Genomic DNA, 24,370 nt, shown 5'->3' with positions numbered 1-24,370 from the left:
GGCCCGTCAGTTACGGACACGGGCCTCGAAACGCGCGGCCAGTGTCTCCAACGTACCGATGAGACGGTTCTTGGCATGTGAGCTGAACGGGTCTTCCTTGTCCTGCGGTTCGGACGGGCCTCCCGCTTCCAACTCGGCTATCCGGGTCTCAAGCTCAGCTCGTCGTTCGTCGGAAACCGTTGAATGCACCAATTCGCGATAAATTTCCAGTGCTCCCTCAACGTCCCCCTGAGAGGCCAGCAGATCGGCCATGGTCTTGGTACGGAACGATCCAAGCCCCGGATGGACATACTCCTGATCCAACTCGTCCTCCCCTTCGGAAGGCGGCATATCGAGTTTGGGCATACGAATGGAACGCGGTGTTGTCTCACATGGCGGCGGCAGCGGTGCCCCGACAAGACGGTCGGCCAGCGTTCCGATGCCTTCGAAAACCACGTCGGTCCAGCGGATGGTATCTCCGGAAATATTGGATGCGACCAGCATGAGAAAGACAGAAAGGTCCCGCTGCTCCACAGGCAGGCTGCGAGCCCAGGCACGCCAGAACGCAGGGTAATCCCGCAATGGATCGATAACGCGAGACAACTGGTCGCGGACTTCATCCTCCCGCCCCAGTTCTATGAGCAGCTCGACCAGGAGCATTCGCGCTTCGAGATAATCGGGGTGCCGGTCAAGCCCCCGGCGAAGCGCCTCTACAGCGTCTTCAGGACGGCCAGTTTCGACAAAGAGTTTCGCCAACGGGAAAAACACCCTGGAACCGGGTTCCAGGGAGAGAACTTCCTGGTACCACTCAATTTTTCCGCTCATTGTCTTTCTCCGCACTCTTGGCGTTATCATCCGGGAAGATGTACAGGATCTCGTCCTTCTTCACAAAATTCATCCGTTCCCGGACAACCTTTTCCTGGTAGGCCTTGTCAGACTTCAACCGTCGAATCTCCTGGCTCAGGTCCAAACTCTTTGCATCGACCGCATCAATCTTGCTTTGCAGGACCGCATACCGATTTTTCAGCTCCAAGTACGCGAAAACGCCCTGATCACTCCAGACCACCCTGAACAAAAGGAACAGGTTGATAAAGAGTAACAGAGCGACGAGCAATATGCGTCCATGCATGTCCTATTGAAGCCTTCGGTTGCTTTTCCTCTCGAACCTTGCCTTGGCAAGCGGCCCCTGCAACTCCCTGAGGAAGTTTGCAGTGGCCGTCTCTATCCGTTCCACATCCGCTTCATTCAAATCAACCCTGTCGATCTTCTCCAGGAAAGACTTGAGCACCACGAATTCATCCAGCAGGGAGTGGCCATGCTCCAGCCGTTCCAACTGGGGTTCGAGGTCCAGAATGGTTTGAAGACAGTTGGTTATGCGGACAAGATGATTAACGGAACCAGGTTCAGCCATGGCAATCTCCGTCTTCCTTTCAATTTTCTCCACTTTTTAACCACTTTTTATAGAAATTGTACAGATAATTTCCGCCCGAAAAAACCGTCAGCACCAAAGCGGCCCAAAGCAACCCCTGGCCAAGGGGACGCGGATCCCATCCGAAGAACGGATAGTGGAAAATCAAAAAACCGACCGACAGGGACTGCAGCAACGTCTTTGCCTTGCCGAGCTTGTCGGCGGCAACGACCTCGCCCATCTCTGCAGCAATGGCACGCATACCAGTCACGGCCAGCTCGCGGCAAATGATGATGATTACGATCCAGGCCGGGACCTTCCAGTCCGGCCCAAGCCGGACGAGCATGATGAGCGCCGAACCGATGAGCAATTTGTCGGCCAGCGGATCAAGGAATTTACCCAGATTGGTGATGATGTTCTGCTGACGGGCAATCATCCCGTCAAAGAAATCAGTCATGCAGGCGACAAAATATACCCCGAACGCAAAGTAGGATCCCAGCCGGAAATGGAACCACATTTCGAGATACAGGAGGAACACCACAACGGGTGCCGCCAGTATCCTCGCCATTGTCAGGCAATTCGGCAGATTGAAAGTTTCCTTTGACATGCCGTCCCCCTACGCGTGGGTTGTGGAAGCCGCCTCGAAGCACTGCTCGGCTGCTTCGGCAATGACCTTCGCAAGATCAAGGAATGCCTCCTTGGCAAAGGATTCCTCTTCCAGCAGGACAACGGGGGTTCCCAAATCACCGGCCACCACAGTAGCAGGATCAAGCGGGATGCGTCCGAGGAAGTTCAGGCCATATTTCTTGGCCAGTTCCTCGCCGCCGCCCTTCTTGAACAGGTCGATAGACTTGTGGCAATGCGGGCAGATCAGACCACTCATGTTCTCCACCACGCCGAGGATATTGGCATTGGCATACTGGAGGAAATTGACGGACTTGCGCACATCGGTCAGGGAAACCTCCTGCGGAGTGGTCACGACCACGCACAGGGATTCGGGAATCGTCTTGAGTACGGTCATGGGCTCGTCACCGGTTCCTGGAGGGGAGTCGATAACCAAAAAGTCCAGCTCGCCCCACTGCACGTCGGAAATAAACTGGCGGATAGCGGAAGTCTTCATGGGACCACGCCAAAGCACGGCCTGATCCGGATCTTTCAACAGGGACTCCATGGAGACCACATGCAGATTTTCATTATACTGCTTGGGCACGACCAGAGAACCGCGATCCACCTCCAACTGGCCGGAGAGACCAAGGAGAGTCGGAACGCTCGGGCCATGGATATCAACATCCAGAATGCCGACCTTGTATCCTTTCTCGGCCAGCGCTGCGGCCACGTTGACGGAGACGGAACTCTTGCCCACCCCGCCCTTGCCGCTCATGATGAACAGCTTGCACTTGATTTTCTCCAGGGTGGAGCGAATCATCTCATCCTGAATTTTCATTTTGGCGCTGGTCTTCTCCGCGCCGCCGCCCCCGCAGGAGCCGGAACTGCACTCGCTCATTTTTTTTCAACTCGCTTATGTCTTGGGGCCGAACCAGGTCGTTCAGCCGCCTGTTTCATCTGTCACCGCGCGACAGCCGGTCGAGCAGCAAAACAACCGCCACGCCCGCCAAGGCAAGGGCAACGGCCAGAAAAACTTGATGGTCCACATTGGCCGGGAGCACGTTCTGCTCTCTCAGCACATGGACTTTGCCGCGAATAACCGCGGTCTCCAGCACATCCTTCCAGGGCCAGACCTTGCGTAAAGCCCCTATCATAAATCCGGTGAGTACGCTCACCGTCAATGCATGCCATCGGTGGAGAAGATAGTGCAGTAGACGGGAAAAGACAATGATGCCGATTCCGGCCCCCCCTGCAAAGACAAGAATCACGAGAAGGTTGTCCAACAGGAAGGGATTCTTGAGAGTTCCGGTTATGAACTCATACTTGCCAAGCATCAAAAGCAGAAAGGCGCCGCTGATGCCGGGCAGAATCATGGCGCAAATGGCAATGGCGCCGCAGAAAAAGATGAACGGCAGGGTTTCCGGCGTGGATACCGGTATCATCCCCACCAGCGCGTAGCTCAACCCCGCGCCCAACAAGATGAAAATGAAGGAGCGCAAATCGAAGGGACGTATCTCCCGCCCCACTACATAGATGGACGCACAGATGAGGCCGAAGAAAAGCGACCAGATTTCCACCGGATGGTTTTGCAGCATATAGTGCATCCCCCGGGCCATGGAAACCACTGCGGTGAGGATGCCGAATAGCAGACAGGCAAGGAATCGGAGATGAACTCCAGCCAGGGCACCCGAAAAGTCCAGACGCACAAGACGGCCCAGCAACCGAACGTCGAAAGACCGAATGGCGTCCACCAGTTGCTCATATATACCGGTAATAAAGGCAATGGTTCCGCCCGAGACGCCGGGAACTATATCCGCCGCGCCCATGCAGAAACCCTTGAGCCAGAGCATGGCCGCACTTCGGACGTTCTCCGGTCCGGGCGTGGCCATGAACGCCTTTCTGATCGACAAACGGCTACCCTCGCCCATGACTACCACCCATGCTTGCCGACTAGGTCCACAAAGGCCACGCCGCCCAAATCGGTGCGGACGGCCTTGCCTTCGGTCTTTTCGATGAGAACCAACGTCTGGAAACGCTTGCCCTCCCCTACAGGGATAAGCATACGCCCGTTGTCGGCCAATTGATCGATCAAGGGTTCCGGCACTTCGGGACCGCCTGCCGTTACAATGATGCGGTCAAACGGGCTTTCATCCGGCCAGCCCAGGGTTCCGTCATCCAACTTCAGTTTGACGGAGAACATCCGCATGTCCATGAAACGCTTTCTTGCGGCAAAAAAAAGAGGCTTGATCCGTTCCACTGTATATACGTCGCACCCCATGTGTGCGAGAACGGCGGCCTGATAGCCCGATCCGGTACCTATCTCCAGTACTTTCATGCCAGGCTCGGCCCGCAGCAGTTCGGACATATGCGCAACAATATAGGGCTGGGAAATAGTCTGCCCATGACCGATAGGAAGTGGTCCGTCCGAATACGCCTTAGAGGCCAGTGCCTCTTCAACGAAACAATGCCTTGGCAGGGAACGCATGGCGTCGAGCACCCGGCTGTCGGCAATGCCTCTGGCCTCAATTTGCTCACGCACCATCCGCTCTCGGATTCTTACCGGATCAACCATCAATGCTCCTTGGAAATGACGCCCCGGAAGGCGGCGTCGGAAGACTTGCGGGGATGCTGAACAGATTATCCGGTCAAAGTCAACCAACTGACGAGGACTCTTCGATATTTACCGCCCCTCCTTGACATGGGCGCTCCTTTTATGGAGAGTGATATGACAAAAATGAGGTAATTTTGATGCTAAAAGTGAAAGATATAATGTCCACACCGGTCTTTTCCCTCAAGGAGAATGATTCGCTACTCAGCGCAAAATCGCTGATGGACCTTCAGCGGATCCGCCACGTCCCCATCGTTACGGCGGAAAACGCCTTTACCGGGCTCATCACTCACCGGGACATTCTCTCCGCCACCATATCCCAACTGGCAGAACTCGACCCCGAGACACAGAAGGAAATTGATTCCGGCATCCCCATCCGGGAAATCATGAGGACCGACATCATGTCGGTATCCCCGGAGTCCCCTCTCAGAGAAGCGGCCCAGATTCTGCTCAATCACAAGTACGGCTGTCTCCCCGTGGTTCAGGACAGCGTGCTGATCGGTATTGTAACCGAGGCTGACTTTCTCAGATTGACCATCAACCTCATGGATGGCCTGGAAGAATAACCGGGACAACACTCCCAAATCACTAATAAGAGTAATAGCCGATTTGCAGAAACCGGCCGCACACCCTTGTGTCCCCTGCGTGAACGGTATAGAAATACTCTAGACTTTCACCAAACAGGAAGAGCAATGAGTAAAGATTCGCACAGTCTCAATCCGAGCAAAGGCGGGAAACGGTTTCCCTATCTATTGACGACCATCATCCTCGTACTGGCCATAGGCGCAGGCGGGTTCCTTCTTTTCAGGGATACCGAACCGCCGACCATTGCCATTGGTCCGGAAGCGAACGTGGTGGGCAAATCCACCTCCATAACCATAACTGTCACCGATCCTGGGAGCGGCCTTAAAAACATGGCCGTGGCCGCCGAGCAGGACGGCAAACGATTTATCCTGGCGGAAAAGGTATTTCCGGAAGGCCAGAAGGAAGCGACGGAGACCATTGTTCTGAACAAGGGTCAGCTTGCGGAAGGCCCCTTCGACATTGTCGTCACAGCGCAGGATTCCTCTATCTACCCCTTTGGCAAAGCCGGAAAGGCTGCGGCCCAAAGGTCATATACCCTGGATGTCACTCCGCCCCGTATCTACGTTCAGTCACATACCAACAACCTCAATCAGGGCGGTTCGGGACTCCTGGTATACGCTCTCTCCGAGAAAGCTGCTCAAACCGGCATCCGAATTGGGGAACGTTACTTCCCGGCCTATTTGCAACGCGATACCGGTGGCAAGTACGTATATTACTGCATGTTCGCCCATCCCTGGGATGTCCCCGCCGCAAACTTCAAGCCGTTTGTCGAGGCACTGGACGGAGCTGGCAACAAGGCACAACACGCCTTCCACTTCCACACCAATCCCCGTCCTTTCCGCAAGGACAAAATCAACCTGTCCACGTCCTTCATGGAACGCACGGTTCCCGAGTTTCAGGGAGTCCCCCAGGACAAGCCCGTTCTTGACCAGTATCTCTACATCAACAACGTGATCCGCAAGCAGAACAGGGCCAAGCTCATCGAATTCGGCAGAGACACCAGCACCACCATGCTCTGGAACGGTCCCTTTGACAGATTGCCGAACGCAGCCAACCGCGCCCGCTTTGCCGACAGCCGCGACTACATGTTCGAAGGCAAAAAAGTCGACCATCAGACGCACCTGGGCCTGGATCTGGCCAGCATCCGCCACGCGGAAGTCCCGGCAGGCAACGACGGCCGTGTCGTGTTCGCCGACTTTCTCGGCATATACGGCAACGTGGTTGTTCTCGATCACGGTCTGGGATTGCAGACTCTGTACGCACATCTGAGTTCCATAAAAGTTAAGCCCGGAGATATGGTCAAACGCGGTGAAATCATTGCCCATACCGGTGCCACGGGACTGGCCGGAGGCGACCACCTGCACTATGGCGTCATTGTATCCGGCACGCCGGTTCAGCCCATCGAGTGGTGGGACGCGGCCTGGATCAAACACAACATCACTTCCAAACTGGAAGATTGATAGTAAACTCAACATACAAAGAGAGGCCCCACTTCCGACAGGAAGTGGGGCCTCTCTCATTAGCCGGTCCGGCTATTTCCCACCCATAATAGGAATCCCCAATGGAAAATCACTTCCAGCCCCCGCACCGCCAGTAAGGTGGACTAAAATTTCAAATGTCCAATCAGGACGTAAAACTCGTTTTCTTCCTCAGCAGAACAAGGGCCAAGGGGGAGGCACAAAACACAACAACAGCGCTGACAAGAAAAACCGTCATCAGCCCAGTGGCATCGGCAACGAGCCCGAGCACGGGACCGGCTGCGTAAGCACCCCACAAAGCGGTTCCCGGCCACCAGACCAATAGCCACGGCGAGTTTTTCCCCGCGCACATCGGCATAATGATCTGGCCAGATTCGCGAAAAGAGTCGCCATAAATCCACAACTCACAGTAAGGCCAACAACAAATGTGCCGAATCCAAACTCATTGGAGACATAGAGCGGAACGACCGGCATGGCGACACCAACAACCAGATACGCGGGAAAAACCATCGCTATCAGCGGCAACAGCGTTGCCAGTCACCACTGCGTTTGCCTAAAACTATCCACCATTAATTCCGACATCGTTTTCCCTTGTAGACAATCCCTGTCCCCCTTTCCAGAAGCGGCAACACGGCCACGGCAGCCAAAACCTGTCTATCCCGTCAATATTTGCTGAACCAGACATCACATTCAGACAATAGATGAAATATTGGACAAGCTAAATCATTGCGCTCGACCGGCTGCAAGCGACAGAAAGGATTCTCCATAAAACTTGCACCAATCTCCACAAGGGGCCATCCCCGCACAACGGCGCCTCGCATGAACCCTGAAGGGTTCACCCCTCGACCAATCAAGCTCGACGAAACAACGTTGAAACGATGTCTTTTGGCGCAAAAAAAGCCGGACGGCAGGGGCCGTCCGGCTTCAATGGCATTATGTAGCAGACTTACTGGTGAGCGGGTTCCTGAAGATCTCCGCCCTTCAGCAGGGCCTTGTACAGCGGCGGATCGCAGTGCTGCTCGCACCATACTGTCTCGCCACCATTATCAAGCGCCTTGTCGATGACCTCATCCATCGCCTTGACCGGAATGATCTCAAGGTCCTTAAGGATGGTCTTGGGCACTTCCTTCAGGTCCTTCTCATTCTCAATCGGAATGATCACGGTTTTGATCAGTCCGCGATGGGCCGCAAGCAACTTTTCGCGCAGTCCGCCGATGGGCAGGACCCGGCCTCGCAGGGTAATCTCGCCTGTCATGGCCAGATCATTGCGAATCGGGATATTCAACAACGCGGAGATCAGGGCCGTTGTCAGGGTAATACCCGCGCTGGGGCCATCCTTGGGCGTGGCACCGTCCGGAACGTGGATATGAATATCCACTTCCTTGTGGAAGTCCGGCTTCAGGCCCAACATATCGGAACGGGCCCGAATGTAGGACAGAGCCGCACGCGCACTCTCCTGCATGACGTCACCGAGCTTGCCGGTTATCTCCACCTTGCCGGTGCCGGGCATCAGAGCCACTTCCACCAGCAACATTTCGCCGCCCAGCTGCGTCCAGGCCAGACCGTTGCACACGCCGACCTGCGCTTTTTCCTCGCGCTCGCCATACGTGTACTTGGTCACACCCAGCATCTTTTCCAGAGACTGAGTCGTTACCTGAATGACCTTGTCGCGATCCTTGTCCTCCACGATCTTCATGGCGGACTTGCGGCAGATGGCCGCAATCTCACGCTCCAAGTTACGGACACCGGCCTCGCGAGTGTAGTAACGCACCACGTCGAGTATGGAGTTGTCAGACAGCTTGAGGTTTTCCTCGGTCAGGCCATGCTGCTTGATCTGCTTGGGCAGCAGGAATCCCTTTGCGATCTGAACCTTTTCCATTTCAAGATAACCTGGCAGACGAATGATCTCCATACGGTCCTGCAAAGGCAGCGGAATACCTTCCAGCTGGTTTGCAGTGGTGATGAAGAACACCTTGGACAGGTCGTAATCCAGATCCAGATAGTGGTCATTAAAGGCGTAGTTCTGCTCCGGGTCCAGGACCTCAAGGAGCGCTGCCGAGGGATCACCCCGGAAATCGGCACTCATTTTGTCCACTTCATCCAGGCAGATTACCGGGTTATTGTACTCCACCCGCTTGAGTGACTGGATAATTTTGCCCGGCAGAGCACCAACATAGGTGCGCCTGTGTCCACGGATCTCAGCCTCGTCACGCACACCGCCCAGGGAAATCCGCAAAAACTCGCGGCCCATGGAGCGGGCGATGGACTTGGCAATGGACGTCTTACCGACACCTGGAGGACCAACAAAACAAAGGATGGGGCCCTTCATGGTTTCGACCAAAGACTGAACGGCCAGGTATTCAAGTATACGTTCCTTGGGCTTCTCCAGGCCGAAGTGGTCTTGATCCAGGATGCTGCGAGCCTCCGAGATGTCAACGTCCTTATCGTCCTTGAGATTGTCCCAGGGCAAATCGAGCACCCAGTCCACGTAGTTGCGCACCACCGTATATTCGGCGCTGCTCGGCTGCATGGTCCGGAGCTTCTTTATTTCCTTACGGACCCGTTCGCGATTTTCCTCGCTCATGGGCTTGGCGTCGAGTTTGTCTTCGAGCTCCTTGGCCTCGGCCTGGGGATCGTCCTCGCGGCCCATCTCCTTATTGATGGCCTTGACCTGCTCGTTGAGATAATACTCGCGCTGGTTTTTCTCCATCTGGTCCTTGACGCGACCCTTCACCCGCTTCTCGATGGAAACAATCTCGATCTCACCGAGGAGCAGTTCGAAAACACGCTCCAGACGGGTCACGGAATCGCCCTCTTCCAGGATTTCCTGTTTGCGGGCAAAATCCACCTTCAAATGCGGCATGATCTGGTCGGCAAGCTGCCCCGGCTCCATAACCGTGGACATGGCCAGAATCGCCTCCGGGGCGACCTTTTTGTTGACTTTGCCAAACTCGTCCAAGGACTCGTGCACAGCGCGCACAAGTGCTACACCTTCGGACGAAGTGTCTTCCATTTCAGGAAGCATCGTTACCGTAGCCTGCGGGAATTCCGCTTCATCGCCCTCTTCGTAGGTCAGTCGGCTGGTCTTGGCATCCCAGGTTGCACGGGCCACACCCTCGAAGAGTACCTTGATGGTACCGTCGGGCAGGCGAAGCATCTGGAGAATCTTGCTGACCGTGCCGACCTCGTAGAGGTCTTCCGCATCCGGCAGTTCCTTCTCGGGAGTTTTCTGAGTGACCAGGAAAATCTGTTTTCCATAGTCTGCCACCGCAGTCTCAATGGCTTTGATGGAGGCGTCACGGCCAACAAACAAAGGGACAATGGATCGCGGGAACATGACTACTTCCCGAAGGGACATCATGGGAAGAGTTAATGATTCAGGGGAGTTCTTGCCGTCGAACCCAAAAGTCGGCATAGCTTCCTCCGATTGTGTTTCCAAGTGGTGGCGGCGGTTCCGCCAAGGGGCGGGCCGCCACTTGTGTGAATACTGGAAATAAGCCCGATTGGCCGAAAGTCAATCGCCCAATCAGGCAGACTTCACTTCCTGATGATAGAGAAGCAGCGGTTCCATCCCGTTTTCCACAACGGCCTGGTTGATGACGCACTCGCGCACCCCGGACAGGGAGGGCAGCTTGTACATGATCTCCAGCATGATCTTCTCCAAAACATTGCGCAATCCGCGCGCCCCGGTCTTACGCTCAATAGCCTGACGGGCAATGGCGGTCATGGCGTTGTCCGTAAACCGGAGTTCCACCTTATCAAGCTCAAACAATTTTTGATACTGCTTGATAAGCGCGTTCTTGGGCTCCTGAAGGATGCGGACCAAATCATCCTCAGTCAGTTCCTCCAGGGAGGTCATGATGGGAATACGGCCCACAAACTCGGGGATAAGACCAAACTTGATGAGATCCATGGGTTCCGCCAAAGCGAACAGGTCGCCCAGGGACATCTCCTTCTTGGCCTCGACCTTTGCGCCGAACCCCATGCCCGATCCAGTCTTGCGCTGCTGGACAATCTTATCCAGTCCGATAAACGCACCGCCGAGGATGAACAGGATATTCGAGGTATCCATGCGGATGAATTCCTGCTGGGGGTGCTTGCGTCCGCCCTTGGGCGGAATGTTCGCCTCAGTGCCCTCAATGATCTTGAGCAGTGCCTGCTGTACACCCTCGCCCGACACGTCGCGGGTAATGGAGGGCGAATCCCCCTTGCGTGCGACCTTGTCGATCTCGTCAATGTAGATGATTCCGCGAGAGGCCGCATCAATGTCGTAATCGGCATTCTGCAGCAGCTGGACCAGAATGTTCTCGACATCCTCGCCGACATAGCCCGCTTCGGTAAGCGTGGTGGCATCGGCTATGGCGAAGGGAACCTTGAGTACCCGTGCCAGAGTCTGGGCCAGCAACGTCTTGCCCGAACCCGTGGGGCCGATCAGCAGGATATTGGACTTGTCGATCTCGACTTCGTCCTGAGCCTTGCTGGCCGAGGCATAAAAAACGCGTTTGTAATGATTGTGCACGGCCACGGAAAGAATCTTCTTCCCCTGCTCCTGGCCAATGACATACTGGTCAAGCAGTTCCTTGATTTCCTGCGGCGGCAGCAGTCGTCCATCCTCGAATTCCTCGCTGATGGTCTCCTGTGCCATGATGTCGTTGCACAGAGCGACGCACTCGTCGCAAATATACACGTCCGGCCCTGCGATGAGACGTTGGACATCCGCCTGCACTTTACCGCAGAAGGAACATCTCAGGTCCGGCGTATTGGTATTGCTTTCAGCCATATTTACTTATCCTTGATTTCTTCTTCCGTTTCGGCGCGAGACCGCATGACCTTGTCGATAAGCCGGTATTCCATGGCCTCCTCGGCAGACATGAAATGATCGCGCTCCGTGTCCCGGCTGATAGTTTCCAGATCCTGTCCAGTGTGATGGGCCATAATTCCGTTGAGTTCATCACGCAGACGCAAAATTTCCTGCGCATGAATGTGAATGTCCGAGGCCTGCCCCTGCGCTCCGCCAAGGGGCTGGTGGATCATGATGCGGCTGTGCGGCAGCGCATATCGCATCCCCGCCTCGCCGGAACAAAGCAAAAGCGCGCCCATGCTGGACGCCTGGCCCAGGCAGAGGGTTGCAACCGGAGCGGAAATATACTGCATGGTATCATAAATGGCCATGCCGGACGAAACAGCGCCGCCCGGCGAATTGATGTACATGTAGATTTCCTTTTCCGGGTCTTCGGACTCCAGAAACAGCAACTGAGCACAAATCAGACTCGCCACGTGATCGTCGATGGCGCTTCCAAGCAGGATAATCCTGTCTTTGAGCAGTCGGGAATATATGTCGTACGCACGTTCCGTGCGGCCGGTTGTTTCAATGACCATCGGGATGGCGACCATGAACGTCTCCTTGCAACAATTTTCGTTATTATCGGTTATGCGTGGAAAAATATTTACAGCCGACGCACGGCTGACTCCACGTTCGGCAAAGTCCGGTTCAGCTCAACAGGCTCTTTTCAGTATGCGGAATTTCCCCTTGAAGGACAAGGATAAACTTCCCGCACCATCGCTTCAAAATAGCAACGAAGAGACCGAGGTCAAGGTTTGAAATGGAAAAAGGCGACCCGTTTTGCAACGGGCCGCCTCGATTGCGTTTAAGTCAGTGCGAGATTATTTCTCAGCAAAGTATTTGTCGGCCCGCTCCTGGAGCTTGGCAAGAGAGTAGCTCTTTGCCGTGGTCTCCTTGAGACCCAAGTTTGCAATAGCCCAGTCAACAGCCTCGGCCTTGTCGGCAAACTGAATGCCGTCCTCGGCGGATTTGGCTTCGGCAGGCTCCTTGGCAGCCTTGGCATCGCCGGTCGGAGGATCGATTTCCTTGACCTCAGCGGACTCGTAGATCAGCTCGGAAGCCTTGTCGCAAAGCAGGCTGTCCTTGAGGGGAACCACAAGGTTGTTGTCTTCGTAGTACTTCTTGAGTTCATGCAGCGGCTGACGGGTCTGCATGGCCAGTCGACTCAGAGCGGCTTCGATCTCTTCGGGAGAAATCTCCAGACTTTCCTCAGCGGCAACAGCCAGCAGCAGAATTTCCGTCTTCACGGTACGCTCGGCCTCTTCGCGGAAGCCCTCGCGCAACTCTTCAGGAGACTTGCCCAGAGACTGCAAGCCCTTGCCCTGACGATCCAGGCGATATTCCAGATCCTGCACCAGCCGGTCGATACGATCCTCGACCATGGAAGGCGGCAGCGGGAACTCGGAGATGGATTCGATCAGGGAGCCCAGCAGCTTGTTCTGTGCAACAGACTTGTTCATCTGCTTGCGCTGGGAGCGATAGGACTCCTCAATGCCCTTGCGCAGGGTCGCCACATCGCTGAAGCCCGCCTTTTTGGCAACTTCGTCGCTCATTTCAGGCTTGATGCGCTCCTTGACGGCGTGCAGCTTGGCCTTCATGGTCACGGTCTTGCCTGCAAGATTCTCATTGATAAAGTCTTCAGGGAAAGTAATGTCGGTCTCTCCGGCCTCACCTGCGGTCAGGGTCTTGAGCATGTCCTCAAATTCAGGAAGAGCCTGTCCCTGACCAAGAACCAGGTCGAAATTCTCGGCCTGAATACCCTCGACGACCTTTCCGTCGCGGTAGGCGCCGAAGCTCACGCTGGCAACTTCACCGTCCCTGGGCGAACGAACATCCTCGATGACCTTCACCTCGGCGTTGTTCTCCAAAATGCGTTCCTCAACCTCGGCAACTTCGGCGGGATCGACAACAGCCTTGACCTCTTCCACGGAAAGGCCCTTGTATTCGGGCAGGTCGAGCTTGGGTGCGATCTCGAACGTGATGCTGTAATTGAAAGGCTCATCCCGAACCAGCTCCTTTGCATCCACATCAATGCGGGACATGGGCTGGATGGACAGGGCGCTCATGATTTCATTGATCTGATAGTTGATCAGATCAGTGGTAGCCTCGCCGTAAACCTGCTTGTGGTACTTGGCTTCAACCACGCTGGACGGCACCTTGCCCTTGCGGAATCCCTTCACATCCACCTGCATACGATACAGAGCGATGGTTGCGGAAAGAGCGGCGTTGACTTCCTCGGTGGGAACCTCGACCTTGATCGTCCGTTTTACCGGAGAAATTTCTTCGACATTATACTCCACGACGTATCCTCCTGAAGCGCCTTACCGACGCGTAATATTTCACCATCTGGTGCGGGCGGAGGGACTCGAACCCCCAAACCGCAAGGTACCAGATCCTAAATCTGGCGCGTTTACCAATTCCGCCACGCCCGCAAAAAGAACGTGCTTATTAAGCAAGCTCCTGCAAATATGTCAACCTTAATAGAAGGAAGACGCCGTCAGGAGGCTCCAAGCACGTTACGCATCACGCAAACAGGAGAGTATGCGATTCAACATCTCCTCCAGTTCCTCAAAATCACTCGCCAGGAGCCGAACCACGGGTTCTACCCCCATCTCACCGGGGTCACCTACAGCCTGCACCTTTTCCGGGGCTGCATGGTCGCGAATGCCTTCAAACGCGCCCCACTCTTCCAAGGCACCATTGTCTTCCCGAATATAATCAGGCCGTTTGTCCCGATCAATCCAGACGGTTGCAATCCCGGCTGCATCCAGAGCCTGCTTGACTCCAGGCCTCAGCCCGACCGTCATTCCGCAACGGAGTTCCGGCCGAAGCCGCAACGCGGCCAGTACGGTTTTGGCCGTCAACAGCGATGCCCCGAATTCCGGATTGCCGATCACACGAACATCATTCTTGCGCGTGGCGATTATGCCGCCGGGAAACCCCGCAACCTCTTCCTCATTATCCGCATAAGGCATGGCCACAACTGCGTTTGACCGGCCACGAGGCAAAAGTGCAGCTAGCTCCGGCCACCCTTCCAGTCGAATCCCGAAACGGACAAGATCGCGCAGCAGACCGGGCCGGGCCGATTCCTTGACCCAGGGAACAAGATGATCGGGCGGTCCGCCACCTTCGCCAATAGGTTCTGCGGCACGCAGGCAAAGATTGAGATATTCCTGGGCCCGCTTGATGGCGGCGCCCATCTCCATACCCTGGCCAAGGCCGGTGGCAATGGAGGCCGAAAGCGTGCAGCCGGTACCATGGGTACAATTGGTATCTATGCGGGGTTGCATAAAGGGTAACGGCTCACCGTCCGAGGGCACATACCAGTCGGTCGAAGCCAAAGAATCCGTATGCCCGCCTTTGATCAGCACCGCCTTGGGGCCCATATCGAGCAGTATGCGGGCCGCCTTGAAAATATCGTCCCGGTCCCGAATACGCATCTTGGTGAACAATTCGGTTTCGGGAATATTGGGGGTGAGCAAATCCGCGAGGGGAAACATCAACCGCTGCATGGCTTTGACGGCATCGTCTTTGAGCAGCTTGGCCCCGGAAGTGGCAACGCAGACAGGATCGACAACCAGGGGAAACTCCCGTTTGCTCAAAATAGGCGCGATAGCCTTGATGATCGGCTCCGAAAAAAGCATGCCCGTTTTTGCAGCGTCCACGCGAATATCTTCTAGAACGGCACTCAATTGCTGCGCAACGAATTTGTCCGACGGAGCCTGAATCCCGGTGACGGCATGTGTGTTTTGAGCCGTCAATGCAGTAATGACGCTAGCCCCATACCCGCGAAGCATGGTGATGGCCTTCAGGTCGGCCTGAATGCCTGCCCCGCCGCCGGAGTCAGACCCGGCAATGGTCAGGATGTGAGCATGTCCGCCCATGTTGAGAGCCTCCAAAAAAAAGAAAACGATTACGGGCAGGTGATACCACCTGCCACAGCTAATCGCAACCGGGAGAAAAAAAACAAAGGAAAAGGAAAAACGAATCAACCGCAGGAAAGCTTGACGTAGTCTTCGACGGACACACCGTTCCACGCCTTGCTGACCCAGTAGGCCGTTGCCCATATCATCAGGGAAGTGGCCTGTAGATCGGTAAGGCGCCGCAACTTCACTTCAAGGTTGGATTTGCTGGCCCCGTTTTTGATATGAACGCTGTGCTCATCACACGCTTCTTCAACCCTTAGCATCAAGTAGGCCTGCTTGGATTGGTTGGGCAACAATTTCACATCGCGGTGGGATTCCAGAATGGTCTTGAGCTCGGCAACGGAAAAATCGCTCGAAACATTGCGGATGGATTTGAAGAAGACGTCAACTGCCCATGGCAGGATGAATTCGGCACCCGCGCTCTTGGTCTTGAAGTAGTCCTTGAGCCATTTTTCCTGATCATGGGTAATTCTTGCAGCGACCTGGGGCATACCGTCTCCTCCATTAAACCGGCGAAACTCCGTCTTTCCGGGTCCAGTTAGCAGTAGCTATATAAGCTATTATCCCGGGAGAATCAAGAGATTTTCTAGAGTTGAATCATACAAAAAAAATTCATCTAGCCATTGAACACGGAACGCAACTGACGGAAGAGAGTCAGTAACAAAGCATCCGGAGCGTCATTGCCATCGATATTCAGCCGAACGATCTCCGTCACCTCATTCCGGCTGGGTGTCATCGTTTTTTTCGTCACCAGGACAATGTTCTGTTCCCGTTCCTTACGTGTATCCTGCGTGCGGATTACCAAGACCCAATGACCATCGCGCTTGTTCCAGGAAGTCTCGACATTCATGGAGTCGGAAACCTTGTGTTCAATAAGCTGCACAAAATCCTTAAGCGAAAAATGCTTGCGTCCTTTTCCCAACACTCCGAGGAATTCTCCTTCGGAACAAATCACCAGCGGACTCTCCAGATAGTCGGCAGGCGGGAAATCGATGTCCCCCTGGGCCTTGGAAGCCAATTTTTTGCGCAATTCGCCAATCTCTAGCTCAAGCCGGTCGATACGCTTCGCGTATTGCTTTTCTGAATCCCGCCTTTCCTTCCGAAGATCGGCCACTTCGTCCCGAAGGGATCGGATCTCGCTCCTGAACAAGGACTGATTCTGCAACACGTCCGACATCTTGGAGAGGACGCCTCCCAGCTCTCGGGCAATGGCTACCCCTTCATCCGCCAGGACACCGTTGTACTGATCATTTGATTGATCAGACTGTTGTCCATTCATTAACATACTGAATTTAAGTGCTAATTCACGCTCAATTTGTTCAACTGACCAATTGTCGCTAAACATTTCACGTATCCTCCTGAAGATCTCCACCACTTCAACCGGGTACCGGCGGCGCCTGCCGCCGCCTTGACCTACCGATGGAATGTACTTGTTAAACTTGTCCTTATAATAAACAACAGTCGACGGGGGGATATCCAGCTGACGCCCCACCTCTCGCAAACTGATGTATTTCCTGTTCCTTTCCATCTCATCACCCGGCTAATCATTAATCATCAAGCTGTTCATATCTATTTTTTTCGCTTTATGTCAACAAATATTTAAACAATGATGAACAATACGCTATACAAAAAAAGGGAGCACGACCAAAATCGTGCCCCCAAGGGACTGTTCATAAAAAACGACTGTTAATTACTTTTCCAAGCCGGTGCGGACCTCTTTCAGTCCTTTGAGCACCTCTTGCATTTTCGCCCGCAACGCCTCGTCAGGGAGGGAAGTTGAAAGATAGGTCGCCTTCATGGCCATTTCATTAACGACATCCTGAGCGATCATGCGCTGCATCTGTACCGGCATATCCGTCTGGAGATCCACCAAACGCTTATCCAGGCTGGAGACCTCGTCCCGCAGCAAACCGAGGCTTTTTACTTCCGTCGTGAGCCCGGCAATATTCCGGTTCATTCCAAAAAAGAATATTACCAACAGCAGCACAGCCAACAAGGCCACCATAAGCGAAACCTTGCTCATGTCCTTCTGGGCGGTAATCACGCCCTTATCTGCAGCGGCAGTATGCTCCACATTTTCAGAGGAGGCTTCCTCCGACTTCACCGTTTCCAACTTGTGCACTTTCCCATTTTCCGAATTCATCCTCAACTCCATTATGCTACCAATTCAGCTTATTACCCGAACCATGAGGCAGTATACGTCACCCAACATACTGAGGCAAGAAATTCCATTTCATTATCCGACGCATGACCTCTTTCGCGGAAAAACCACTCACACATATACTTTATCCACCTCCCCCACTTAAACTTTTTGGGGAAACCGATCTTTTTTACGTTGCGGCTCCACAAAGCTCATAGTAAGCACAGCAAAAAGTTTAACAACTAGATTGCCTTTTTTTTATTACATGTGCTACATGCAATAGTGATGGACTAAAGGCATTGAACCAAAACACATACAGGGAGTTTGCAATGGACGATTACCTGAAAGAAGCATTAGAGATAGTCAAGGCACAGGCAAGCGTAAGAACCATGACGGAAGAAGAAATTACTTCCATGGTGCAAAAGTTGGCTGGTGACATACGTGCGATGGCCGAAGGTGGGGTTATTGAAACCGAAGAAGCATTTGCTGTTGATCCCAAGAAGGCTATTAGAGAGAAATCGATTATCTGTTGCGTCTGCGGCAAGTCTTTCAAGGTCCTTACCAAAAAACATCTTTCGAGCCACGACCTTACTCCAGAGGAATACCGCGAAAAGTTTGGGTACAAAAAGAAGCTTCCACTGGTGTGCAAATCCCTCCAGCGGGAACGCCGTAAGAAGATGAAGGAAATGAAGCTTTGGACCAAACGTACAGGTGCAAAAAAGAGCTAACTATTCATTAAGTACCCAACACATTTCTGAAAAGTAACCCCTGCCCTTTTTTCTAATCATGGCAGGGGTTACTTTTTTGTCCATTTATGGTGATATTCTAAATTTTGCGATGATTTTGGATGGGAAATCACATTTTTTTTGCACAGAGCAGCTCAAGGGATAATCTGGTACTTTAAACAATTAGAATGGAAATCGTGGGAAGAGTCTTCATAAACCCCAAAACAGCGGAAGAAGAAAATCTTGGAAGGGCATTTATGCCAGGATCATGTACATCGCTCTCTCAAATATTTGATGACCCTGACCTGCTCCCATGAAATAGGTCCACCGACAATGTGAGTTTTCCGGCGAAATCGACTATCAGAAAGTAGGAGGATTTCGTCGTGAAGAAATCAAGGTACACAGAAGAACAAATCGCCTTTGCCCTACGCCAGGCCGAGCATGGGACTCCCGTGAAGGAAGTGATCCGCAAAATGGGGATCAGCGAGCAGACCTTCTATCGCTGGAAAAAGAAGTTCGGAGGCCTCGGCACCAGCGAGCTTCGCCGTCTGAAGATGCTCGAAGAGGAAAACCGCAAGCTCAAGCAGATGGTAGCGGATTTGAGTCTCGACAAAGTCATGCTTCAGGACGTGCTGTCAAAAAAGCTCTGAGGCCTGGTCGTCGTCGGGAGTTGGTGGACCACCTCCGGGTCGATTATGACGTGAGCATCCGTCGGGCATGCCGCATCGCACTCATATCCCGGTCGCTGTATACTTACCGACGAAAGAGCGACGATCAGGCCGAGCTCCGCATGAGAATTTGTGAAATTGCCGCAACCCGAGTTCGATATGGTTATCGGCGCATTCACGTCTTACTTTGTCGAGAAGGCTGGGAAATCAACCACAAGCGCGTATACCGCCTCTATAAGGAGGAGGGACTGTTGCTCCGCAGCAAACGCCCCAAACGCATCGTAAGTGCTATGCACCGTGAAAAAACAGAAAGCGCAACGCGGCCCGATGAGGTGTGGTCCATGGACTTCATGAGCGATGCTCTTTTTGATGGCCGTAGGCTCAAGCTGATGACGGTGGTCGACAACTATACGCGGGAAAGTCTGGCCATCAAAGCCGGCCAGGGTATTACCGGTGAGCAAGTGACCGAGGTACTGGAAAAGATAGCCTGTGATCGCTCGCTGCCAACTCGTATCAAGTGCGACAATGGACCGGAATTCACATCAAAGGCCTTGGATAAATGGGCCTATGAACACCACGTTGAATTGGACTTTTCCAGACCGGGAAAGCCTACAGACAACGGATATATTGAATCTTTCAACGGTCGTTTCAGAGACGAATGCCTCAATGTGAACTGGTTCTTGTCTCTGGAGGATGCCCAGCGTAAAGTCGAGGCATGGCGACGGGACTATAATGAGAGTCGTCCTCACTCGTCACTGGGCAACCTGACACCCATTGAGTTCGCCATCCATTCCGGGCAATTGCCCGGAATGGATGGGCTGGAAAGACGCCGGGAACTCACACAAGCCCGGACCTAAAACGGGGGCATCTCCAATCGGCGGGAAGTCTCTACTACTAGCTGGCCCTAAGATGGGGGACTTTACAAGGGTGAGCGTCAGTTCGTTGGGAACAATAAGAAAAAGGGCTTCAACTGATCTGTTGAAGCCTAACTGTTTTAATGTCAAAGAAAAGCCTCGCAAGTCCTGACTTTTCGACAGTTGTGTCTCTCAAGTGATATAATCCGCCGTAACTCCCTGGGCGGTCGCCCCTACCAATCACCCTACGCGGCCTCTTTCAGGCCCCAACGTCCCCTGGGGCAACATTTTTGCGTATGGATCCACTTAATGTAAGCATTCTTAATTCCTCTAACCAGCGCCTTCTCCGCTCACCTGCAGGACTCTAAAAATGTCGGGAAATACAATCCCACGTTACGTACGACCTATCATCAGTGCTAGCCACCTGCCCCTCACGAGTTTTGACACCGTCGCTGTTCACCTACGGACTATCCGGACTTTTGTAGCTTTAAATATCTTTCCAATCTGGGCACTGCACTTCGAGCAACACAGCTCGAAGCTGCACATTTCATCGACGCCTGTTCAAAACACTGGCCACCAAAGCCGTCCATCTGCTGTCCTATTTATGGCATAGACCGGAGACACCATCCTCGAAGCCAACAAAGCAACATGCGTAGGGTTGCGGGACGGGATGTGAACCCACCTGCCCCAATCGCCCTTACAAAGCCATTTGCATGGACCGGAACCCAACACACGAGTCAAAAGGCGATCATCAGTAAGCTGAAATAACACCCCAATTCTGGGGAAGACTTTTCCTTCTTAAGCTCCGACTCAGCATATGTAGTGCCATTAGCCGCCCCAACAGGCCAATTCCCAGCATCTCATAAAAATTAGAGCAAAGCTGCTACACTGATCCCATAGGATTACCAAGCACGCCATACATGATCTGATCGAGGGTCCGCTCAACACGCTCCCACCCTCTTTCCGATCGAAGATCTACCCCACCAAGAGTGGTGTGAATACGAGAGCGAACCGCAAGAAAAGTAATCGCTCCGACCATAATCAGGATAACAGCAGTCAAATCGATAGTTTCTGGGGGGTCTTGATTCATAAGCTCAAAAAATTCAAGTGCGGTTTTTATCCGTACTTCCTCAAGAGCCTGCGTCAAATAATTCTTTTCCAGGGCTTCCCAAGCCAAAATCTCCAGAGTATTAGGCCGTTCAAGAATCGCTCTGAGATACCTTTTTAAGAATAAGGCGACGAGTTCGTGAGAGGGCAGATCGTGAATAAAATCCCGATCTCGCCCGACAAGTTCCTCTGCGCTCGGCCAAAACTCAATGGTGCGACCATAGGCACCAACAAGTCCTTCAAGACCACCGAAATAACGATAAATCAACTTCTTATCGACATCAGCTTCCCGTGCAACCGGATTTACCCCAAGTTTTTTAAACCCAACATCAGCCAAGACCTTTCCGACCGCTTTGATCAGTCGCTGCTTGGTTAACTCCTTATTCCGTATCGGCACTACTTTGGGTAAAATTTTTAATGTCGGCATATTTTTCTCCCTAAGGGCAACACTATCCAACTGTGTTTTGGACAATACAACAACCAACTGGAGGCAAAAAAGGCTACCTAATACATTGCGAAGAGTTGATCAGCAAAAATTAAGCACATTAAATCATGGACACAGTATTATTATGTCCCCTAACCCACGAGTCTCCAGCCTCCCATTAATACCCGTCTAAATTTCAGCGACGCCTTTAGGGATGAGGCAGACGAGGACCATGGTTTCGGTGCCGGTGTTGACGACCTGGTGTTCCTCGTTGGGGGCGACGTAGACCACGCTGCCGGAAGCGAGGGACGCCTGTTTGCCGTCGATGACGATGTAGCCGGTGCCGGCGTGGTAGAACTGCTGGTGTTCCCAGGGATGGGAGTGGGCGGGGATCTTGGTGCCGGGGGCGATCTCGAAGACGCGCATACAGAAGTTGACGTCGTCGTCGACCTTACCGATGACGACGCGTCCTTCCACGCCGGGGCCGGCGACTTTGAGGACCTTGGGTTCAGCGTCTTTGTAATGCAATATTTTCATGGGTATTCTCCGATAGGATGAAGTGGTAAGGCGTCACCGCGAACAAGTAACCGTAAGTAAGCGGCAACATGGTCAGGCTAGCACAGAGCTTTTTGGTGCACCAGTGGGAGTCGGGTGCGGGGTGCGGGGTGCGGATGAGGATTCGGATGGCTGGATGGGGGGAGTGCAGCCGATGCGGGGGTTGATGGCGGATGATTGGGCAAAAGAAAAGGCCTCAGTCATTTGACTGAGGCCTTTGAAACATTCCTTGGCACCGACCTACTTTCCCACACGCTACCATGCAGTATCATCGGCGATGGAGGGCTTAACTACCGGGTTCGGAATGGGACCGGGTGTACCCCCTCCTCCTTGGGCACCAAGAAAATTTGGTGAACCATAGGGTTCGAGATATATAGTCAATAGGGAGAAGAGAGAATTCCATAATTTGTTAAATAAGCCGCACGATCTATTAGTACCGGTCAGCTGAATGTGTCACCACACTTACACCTCCGGCCTATCAACCTTGTGGTCTTCAAGGGATCTTCAGGGACTAATGTCCAGGGAGAACTTATCTTGAGGATGGCTTCCCGCTTAGATGCTTTCAGCGGTTATCCGTGCCGAACATAGCTACTCTGCAATGCCACTGGCGTGACAACAGAAACACCATAGGTTCGTCCACCCCGGTCCTCTCGTACTAGGGGCAGACCCTCTTCAATTCTCCTACGCCCACGGAGGATAGGGACCAAACTGTCTCACGACGTTTTAAACCCAGCTCGCGTACCACTTTAAACGGCGAACAGCCGTACCCTTGGGACCTGCTTCAGCCCCAGGATGTGATGAGCCGACATCGAGGTGCCAAACCGCATCGTCGATGTGAACTCTTGGATGCGATCAGCCTGTTATCCCCGGCGTACCTTTTATCCTATGAGCGATGGCCCTTCCATTCGGAACCACCGGATCACTAAGACCAACTTTCGTTCCTGCTCGACATGTCTGTCTCACAGTCAAGCTCCCTTATGCCTTTGCACTCAACGGCTGGTTTCCAATCAGCCTGAGGGAACCTTTGCAAGCCTCCGTTACTATTTAGGAGGCGACCGCCCCAGTCAAACTACCCACCAGACAATGTCTCCAAGCCGGATCACGGCATTGGATTAGATATCTAAGTATTCAAGGGTGGTATTTCAAGGGTGACTCCACGATATCTGGCGATACCGCTTCAAAGTCTCCCACCTATCCTACACATGAATAATCAAATACCAATGTCAAGCTGCAGTAAAGGTGCACAGGGTCTTTCCGTCCTTCCGCGGGTACCCGGCATTTTCACCGGGAATTCAATTTCACTGAGTCTCTGGTTGAGACAGTGGGGAGATCGTTACGCCATTCGTGCAGGTCGGAACTTACCCGACAAGGAATTTCGCTACCTTAGGACCGTTATAGTTACGGCCGCCGTTTACTGGGGCTTCGATTTAAGGCTTCGACCGAAGTCTGACCTCACCTCTTAACCTTCCAGCACCGGGCAGGCGTCAGTCCCTATACATCGTCTTACGACTTAGCAGAGACCTATGTTTTTAGTAAACAGTCGCCCCCCCCGATTCCTGCGTCTCAAATCCGCTCACTTGGTAAACAGGATCACGAACTTGAGCACCCCTTATCGCGAACTTACGGGGTCATTTTGCCGAGTTCCTTAACCAGAGTTCTCTCAAGCGCCTTGGTCTACTCGACCCACCTACCTGTGTTGGTTTGCGGTACGGTCTGCATACGCTAAACTTAGAAGCTTTTCTTGGCAGCGTGGAATAAATGACTTCTGTCGATTAAAGACTCGGCATAACGTCTCGGCCGAAGTGGAACGGATTTGCCTGCTCCACAAGCCTACGCGCTTGCACCGGGATATCCAACACCCGGATCATCTATCCTCCTGCGTCCCTCCATCGCACACGTATACAGGTACAGGAATATTAACCTGTTTCCCATCAGCTACGCATTTCTGCCTCGCCTTAGGGGCCGACTTACCCTGGGAAGATTAACTTTACCCAGGAAACCTTAGGTTTACGGCGAACAAGTTTCTCACTTGTTTTATCGTTACTCATGCCAGCATATTCACTTCTCATTAGTCCAGCAAACCTTACGGTTCACCTTCATCCCATCTGAGAACGCTCCCCTACCGCTCGTAGACTAGCTACGAACCCAAAGCTTCGGTACAATGCTTAGCCCCGTTACATTTTCGGCGCAGAATCGCTAGGCCAGTGAGCTATTACGCTTTCTTTAAAGGATGGCTGCTTCTAAGCCAACCTCCTGGATGTATAAGCAACTCCACCACCTTTTCCACTTAGCATTGATTTAGAGACCTTAGCTGTTGGTCTGGGCTGTTTCCCTTTTGGCCACGGACCTTCGCACCCGCAGCCTGACTGCATGACATCATTTTACGGCATTCGGAGTTTGATAGGGGTTGGTAACCTGGTGAGGCCCCTAGCCCTGTCAGTGCTCTACCTCCGCAAAACTAATC

General features: G+C 53.3%; 22 protein-coding genes, 1 tRNA gene and 2 rRNA genes (1 of these 25 cut by a window edge). 5 read left to right on the top strand and 20 right to left on the bottom strand.

Features of this window, described 5'->3' with window-relative positions; translation table 11 throughout:
- Nucleotides 1-6 precede the first annotated feature (6 nt).
- From ACI0FG_RS06460 to ACI0FG_RS06430, 7 genes are read right to left on the bottom strand one after another with little or no spacing between them, the layout of a single operon-like run.
- Nucleotides 7-804, bottom strand: coding sequence for a tetratricopeptide repeat protein (locus tag ACI0FG_RS06460; RefSeq protein WP_419787727.1), 798 nt, complete (start codon nt 802-804; stop codon nt 7-9).
- Nucleotides 788-1,108, bottom strand: a complete 321-nt coding sequence (locus ACI0FG_RS06455) for an FtsB family cell division protein (protein ID WP_419787726.1) — start codon at nt 1,106-1,108, stop codon at nt 788-790. The genes ACI0FG_RS06460 and ACI0FG_RS06455 overlap by 17 nt, the downstream gene beginning before the upstream one ends.
- 3 nt (nt 1,109-1,111) lie before the next feature.
- Entirely contained in the window at nt 1,112-1,390 is a 279-nt protein-coding gene (locus tag ACI0FG_RS06450) for a hypothetical protein (protein WP_419787725.1), read from the bottom strand.
- 19 nt (nt 1,391-1,409) lie between these two features.
- Nucleotides 1,410-1,994: a CDP-diacylglycerol--glycerol-3-phosphate 3-phosphatidyltransferase gene (gene pgsA / locus ACI0FG_RS06445; protein ID WP_419787724.1), complete on the bottom strand. Its 585-nt coding sequence runs from the start codon at nt 1,992-1,994 to the stop codon at nt 1,410-1,412.
- A gap of 9 nt (nt 1,995-2,003) precedes the next feature.
- Entirely contained in the window at nt 2,004-2,891 is an 888-nt protein-coding gene (locus ACI0FG_RS06440) for a P-loop NTPase (protein WP_419787723.1), read from the bottom strand.
- Between the two features lie 55 nt (nt 2,892-2,946).
- Nucleotides 2,947-3,903: a DUF368 domain-containing protein gene (locus ACI0FG_RS06435; RefSeq protein WP_419787722.1), complete on the bottom strand. Its 957-nt coding sequence runs from the start codon at nt 3,901-3,903 to the stop codon at nt 2,947-2,949.
- A gap of 20 nt (nt 3,904-3,923) precedes the next feature.
- A complete protein-coding gene (locus ACI0FG_RS06430; RefSeq protein WP_419787721.1) occupies nt 3,924-4,568 on the bottom strand; it encodes a protein-L-isoaspartate(D-aspartate) O-methyltransferase in 645 nt (214 codons plus the stop codon).
- Nucleotides 4,569-4,741: 173 nt separating this feature from the next.
- On the opposite strand from ACI0FG_RS06430, the gene ACI0FG_RS06425 reads away from it, so the two are divergent.
- Both ACI0FG_RS06425 and ACI0FG_RS06420 read left to right on the top strand, forming a co-directional pair.
- The gene (locus ACI0FG_RS06425) at nt 4,742-5,167 is read left to right on the top strand and encodes a CBS domain-containing protein (protein WP_419787720.1); all 426 of its coding nucleotides are present in this window, start codon (nt 4,742-4,744) and stop codon (nt 5,165-5,167) included.
- 126 nt (nt 5,168-5,293) lie between these two features.
- Complete coding sequence (locus ACI0FG_RS06420) at nt 5,294-6,646, top strand: M23 family metallopeptidase (RefSeq protein ID WP_419787719.1); 1,353 nt, start codon at nt 5,294-5,296, stop codon at nt 6,644-6,646.
- Between the two features lie 964 nt (nt 6,647-7,610).
- Here the strand turns inward: ACI0FG_RS06420 and lon are convergent.
- The 3 genes from lon to clpP all read right to left on the bottom strand — a co-directional run bounded on the left by lon (nt 7,611) and on the right by clpP (nt 12,058).
- Nucleotides 7,611-10,079, bottom strand: a complete 2,469-nt coding sequence (gene lon, locus ACI0FG_RS06415) for an endopeptidase La (protein ID WP_419787718.1) — start codon at nt 10,077-10,079, stop codon at nt 7,611-7,613.
- A 111-nt stretch (nt 10,080-10,190) separates the two neighbouring features.
- A complete protein-coding gene (gene clpX, locus ACI0FG_RS06410) occupies nt 10,191-11,444 on the bottom strand; it encodes an ATP-dependent Clp protease ATP-binding subunit ClpX (protein ID WP_419787717.1) in 1,254 nt (417 codons plus the stop codon).
- A 2-nt stretch (nt 11,445-11,446) separates the two neighbouring features.
- Nucleotides 11,447-12,058 (bottom strand): ATP-dependent Clp endopeptidase proteolytic subunit ClpP, encoded by a 612-nt coding sequence (clpP, locus tag ACI0FG_RS06405; RefSeq protein WP_419787716.1) that lies wholly within the window; start codon nt 12,056-12,058, stop codon nt 11,447-11,449.
- Between clpP and ACI0FG_RS06400 the strand changes: the two genes are divergently transcribed.
- Nucleotides 12,057-12,266 (top strand): hypothetical protein, encoded by a 210-nt coding sequence (locus ACI0FG_RS06400; protein ID WP_419787715.1) that lies wholly within the window; start codon nt 12,057-12,059, stop codon nt 12,264-12,266. The two genes, clpP and ACI0FG_RS06400, sit on opposite strands and share 2 nt — an antisense overlap.
- Before the next feature lie 62 nt (nt 12,267-12,328).
- On the opposite strand, the gene tig is transcribed toward ACI0FG_RS06400, so the two are convergent.
- From tig to ACI0FG_RS06370, 6 genes are all read right to left on the bottom strand, one after another.
- On the bottom strand, nt 12,329-13,807 hold the full coding sequence (gene tig / locus ACI0FG_RS06395) for a trigger factor (protein ID WP_419787714.1): 1,479 nt from the start codon (nt 13,805-13,807) through the stop codon (nt 12,329-12,331).
- 47 nt (nt 13,808-13,854) lie between these two features.
- Nucleotides 13,855-13,939, bottom strand: a tRNA-Leu gene (locus tag ACI0FG_RS06390).
- Nucleotides 13,940-14,023: 84 nt separating this feature from the next.
- On the bottom strand, nt 14,024-15,391 hold the full coding sequence (gene thiD / locus ACI0FG_RS06385) for a bifunctional hydroxymethylpyrimidine kinase/phosphomethylpyrimidine kinase (protein ID WP_419787713.1): 1,368 nt from the start codon (nt 15,389-15,391) through the stop codon (nt 14,024-14,026).
- A gap of 104 nt (nt 15,392-15,495) precedes the next feature.
- Complete coding sequence (locus ACI0FG_RS06380) at nt 15,496-15,924, bottom strand: hypothetical protein (RefSeq protein ID WP_419787712.1); 429 nt, start codon at nt 15,922-15,924, stop codon at nt 15,496-15,498.
- A gap of 125 nt (nt 15,925-16,049) precedes the next feature.
- Nucleotides 16,050-16,961, bottom strand: coding sequence for a MerR family transcriptional regulator (locus ACI0FG_RS06375; RefSeq protein WP_419787711.1), 912 nt, complete (start codon nt 16,959-16,961; stop codon nt 16,050-16,052).
- A gap of 162 nt (nt 16,962-17,123) precedes the next feature.
- Nucleotides 17,124-17,537 carry a hypothetical protein gene (locus tag ACI0FG_RS06370; RefSeq protein WP_419788364.1) on the bottom strand — a complete coding sequence of 138 codons (414 nt, stop codon included), beginning with the start codon at nt 17,535-17,537 and terminating at the stop codon, nt 17,124-17,126.
- 365 nt (nt 17,538-17,902) lie between these two features.
- On the opposite strand from ACI0FG_RS06370, the gene ACI0FG_RS06365 reads away from it, so the two are divergent.
- Complete coding sequence (locus ACI0FG_RS06365) at nt 17,903-18,301, top strand: MucR family transcriptional regulator (protein WP_419787710.1); 399 nt, start codon at nt 17,903-17,905, stop codon at nt 18,299-18,301.
- 380 nt (nt 18,302-18,681) lie between these two features.
- Nucleotides 18,682-19,823, top strand: a protein-coding gene (locus ACI0FG_RS06360) for an IS3 family transposase (protein ID WP_419787709.1) whose coding sequence is annotated in 2 segments (ribosomal slippage) — nt 18,682-18,946 and nt 18,946-19,823 — 1,143 coding nt in all. Because the reading frame shifts where the segments join, the coding sequence is not laid out codon by codon here.
- Between the two features lie 880 nt (nt 19,824-20,703).
- Here ACI0FG_RS06360 and ACI0FG_RS06355 read toward each other — a convergent pair.
- From ACI0FG_RS06355 to ACI0FG_RS06340, 4 genes are all read right to left on the bottom strand, one after another.
- Nucleotides 20,704-21,354 (bottom strand): TetR/AcrR family transcriptional regulator, encoded by a 651-nt coding sequence (locus ACI0FG_RS06355; RefSeq protein WP_419787708.1) that lies wholly within the window; start codon nt 21,352-21,354, stop codon nt 20,704-20,706.
- Between the two features lie 186 nt (nt 21,355-21,540).
- On the bottom strand, nt 21,541-21,888 hold the full coding sequence (locus ACI0FG_RS06350; protein ID WP_419787707.1) for a cupin domain-containing protein: 348 nt from the start codon (nt 21,886-21,888) through the stop codon (nt 21,541-21,543).
- Between the two features lie 245 nt (nt 21,889-22,133).
- Nucleotides 22,134-22,248 (bottom strand): 5S ribosomal RNA (gene rrf, locus ACI0FG_RS06345).
- Nucleotides 22,249-22,315: 67 nt separating this feature from the next.
- A 23S ribosomal RNA gene (locus tag ACI0FG_RS06340) occupies nt 22,316-24,370 on the bottom strand; it runs 882 nt beyond the window's last position.

The sequence above is a fragment of the Pseudodesulfovibrio sp. 7M6 genome, assembly GCF_050058625.1.
GTDB classification, from domain to species: Bacteria; Desulfobacterota; Desulfovibrionia; order Desulfovibrionales; family Desulfovibrionaceae; genus Pseudodesulfovibrio; species Pseudodesulfovibrio salinus.
Note: the sequence above shows the minus strand (reverse complement) of the source record. Positions and strands in the feature narration are given on the sequence as shown.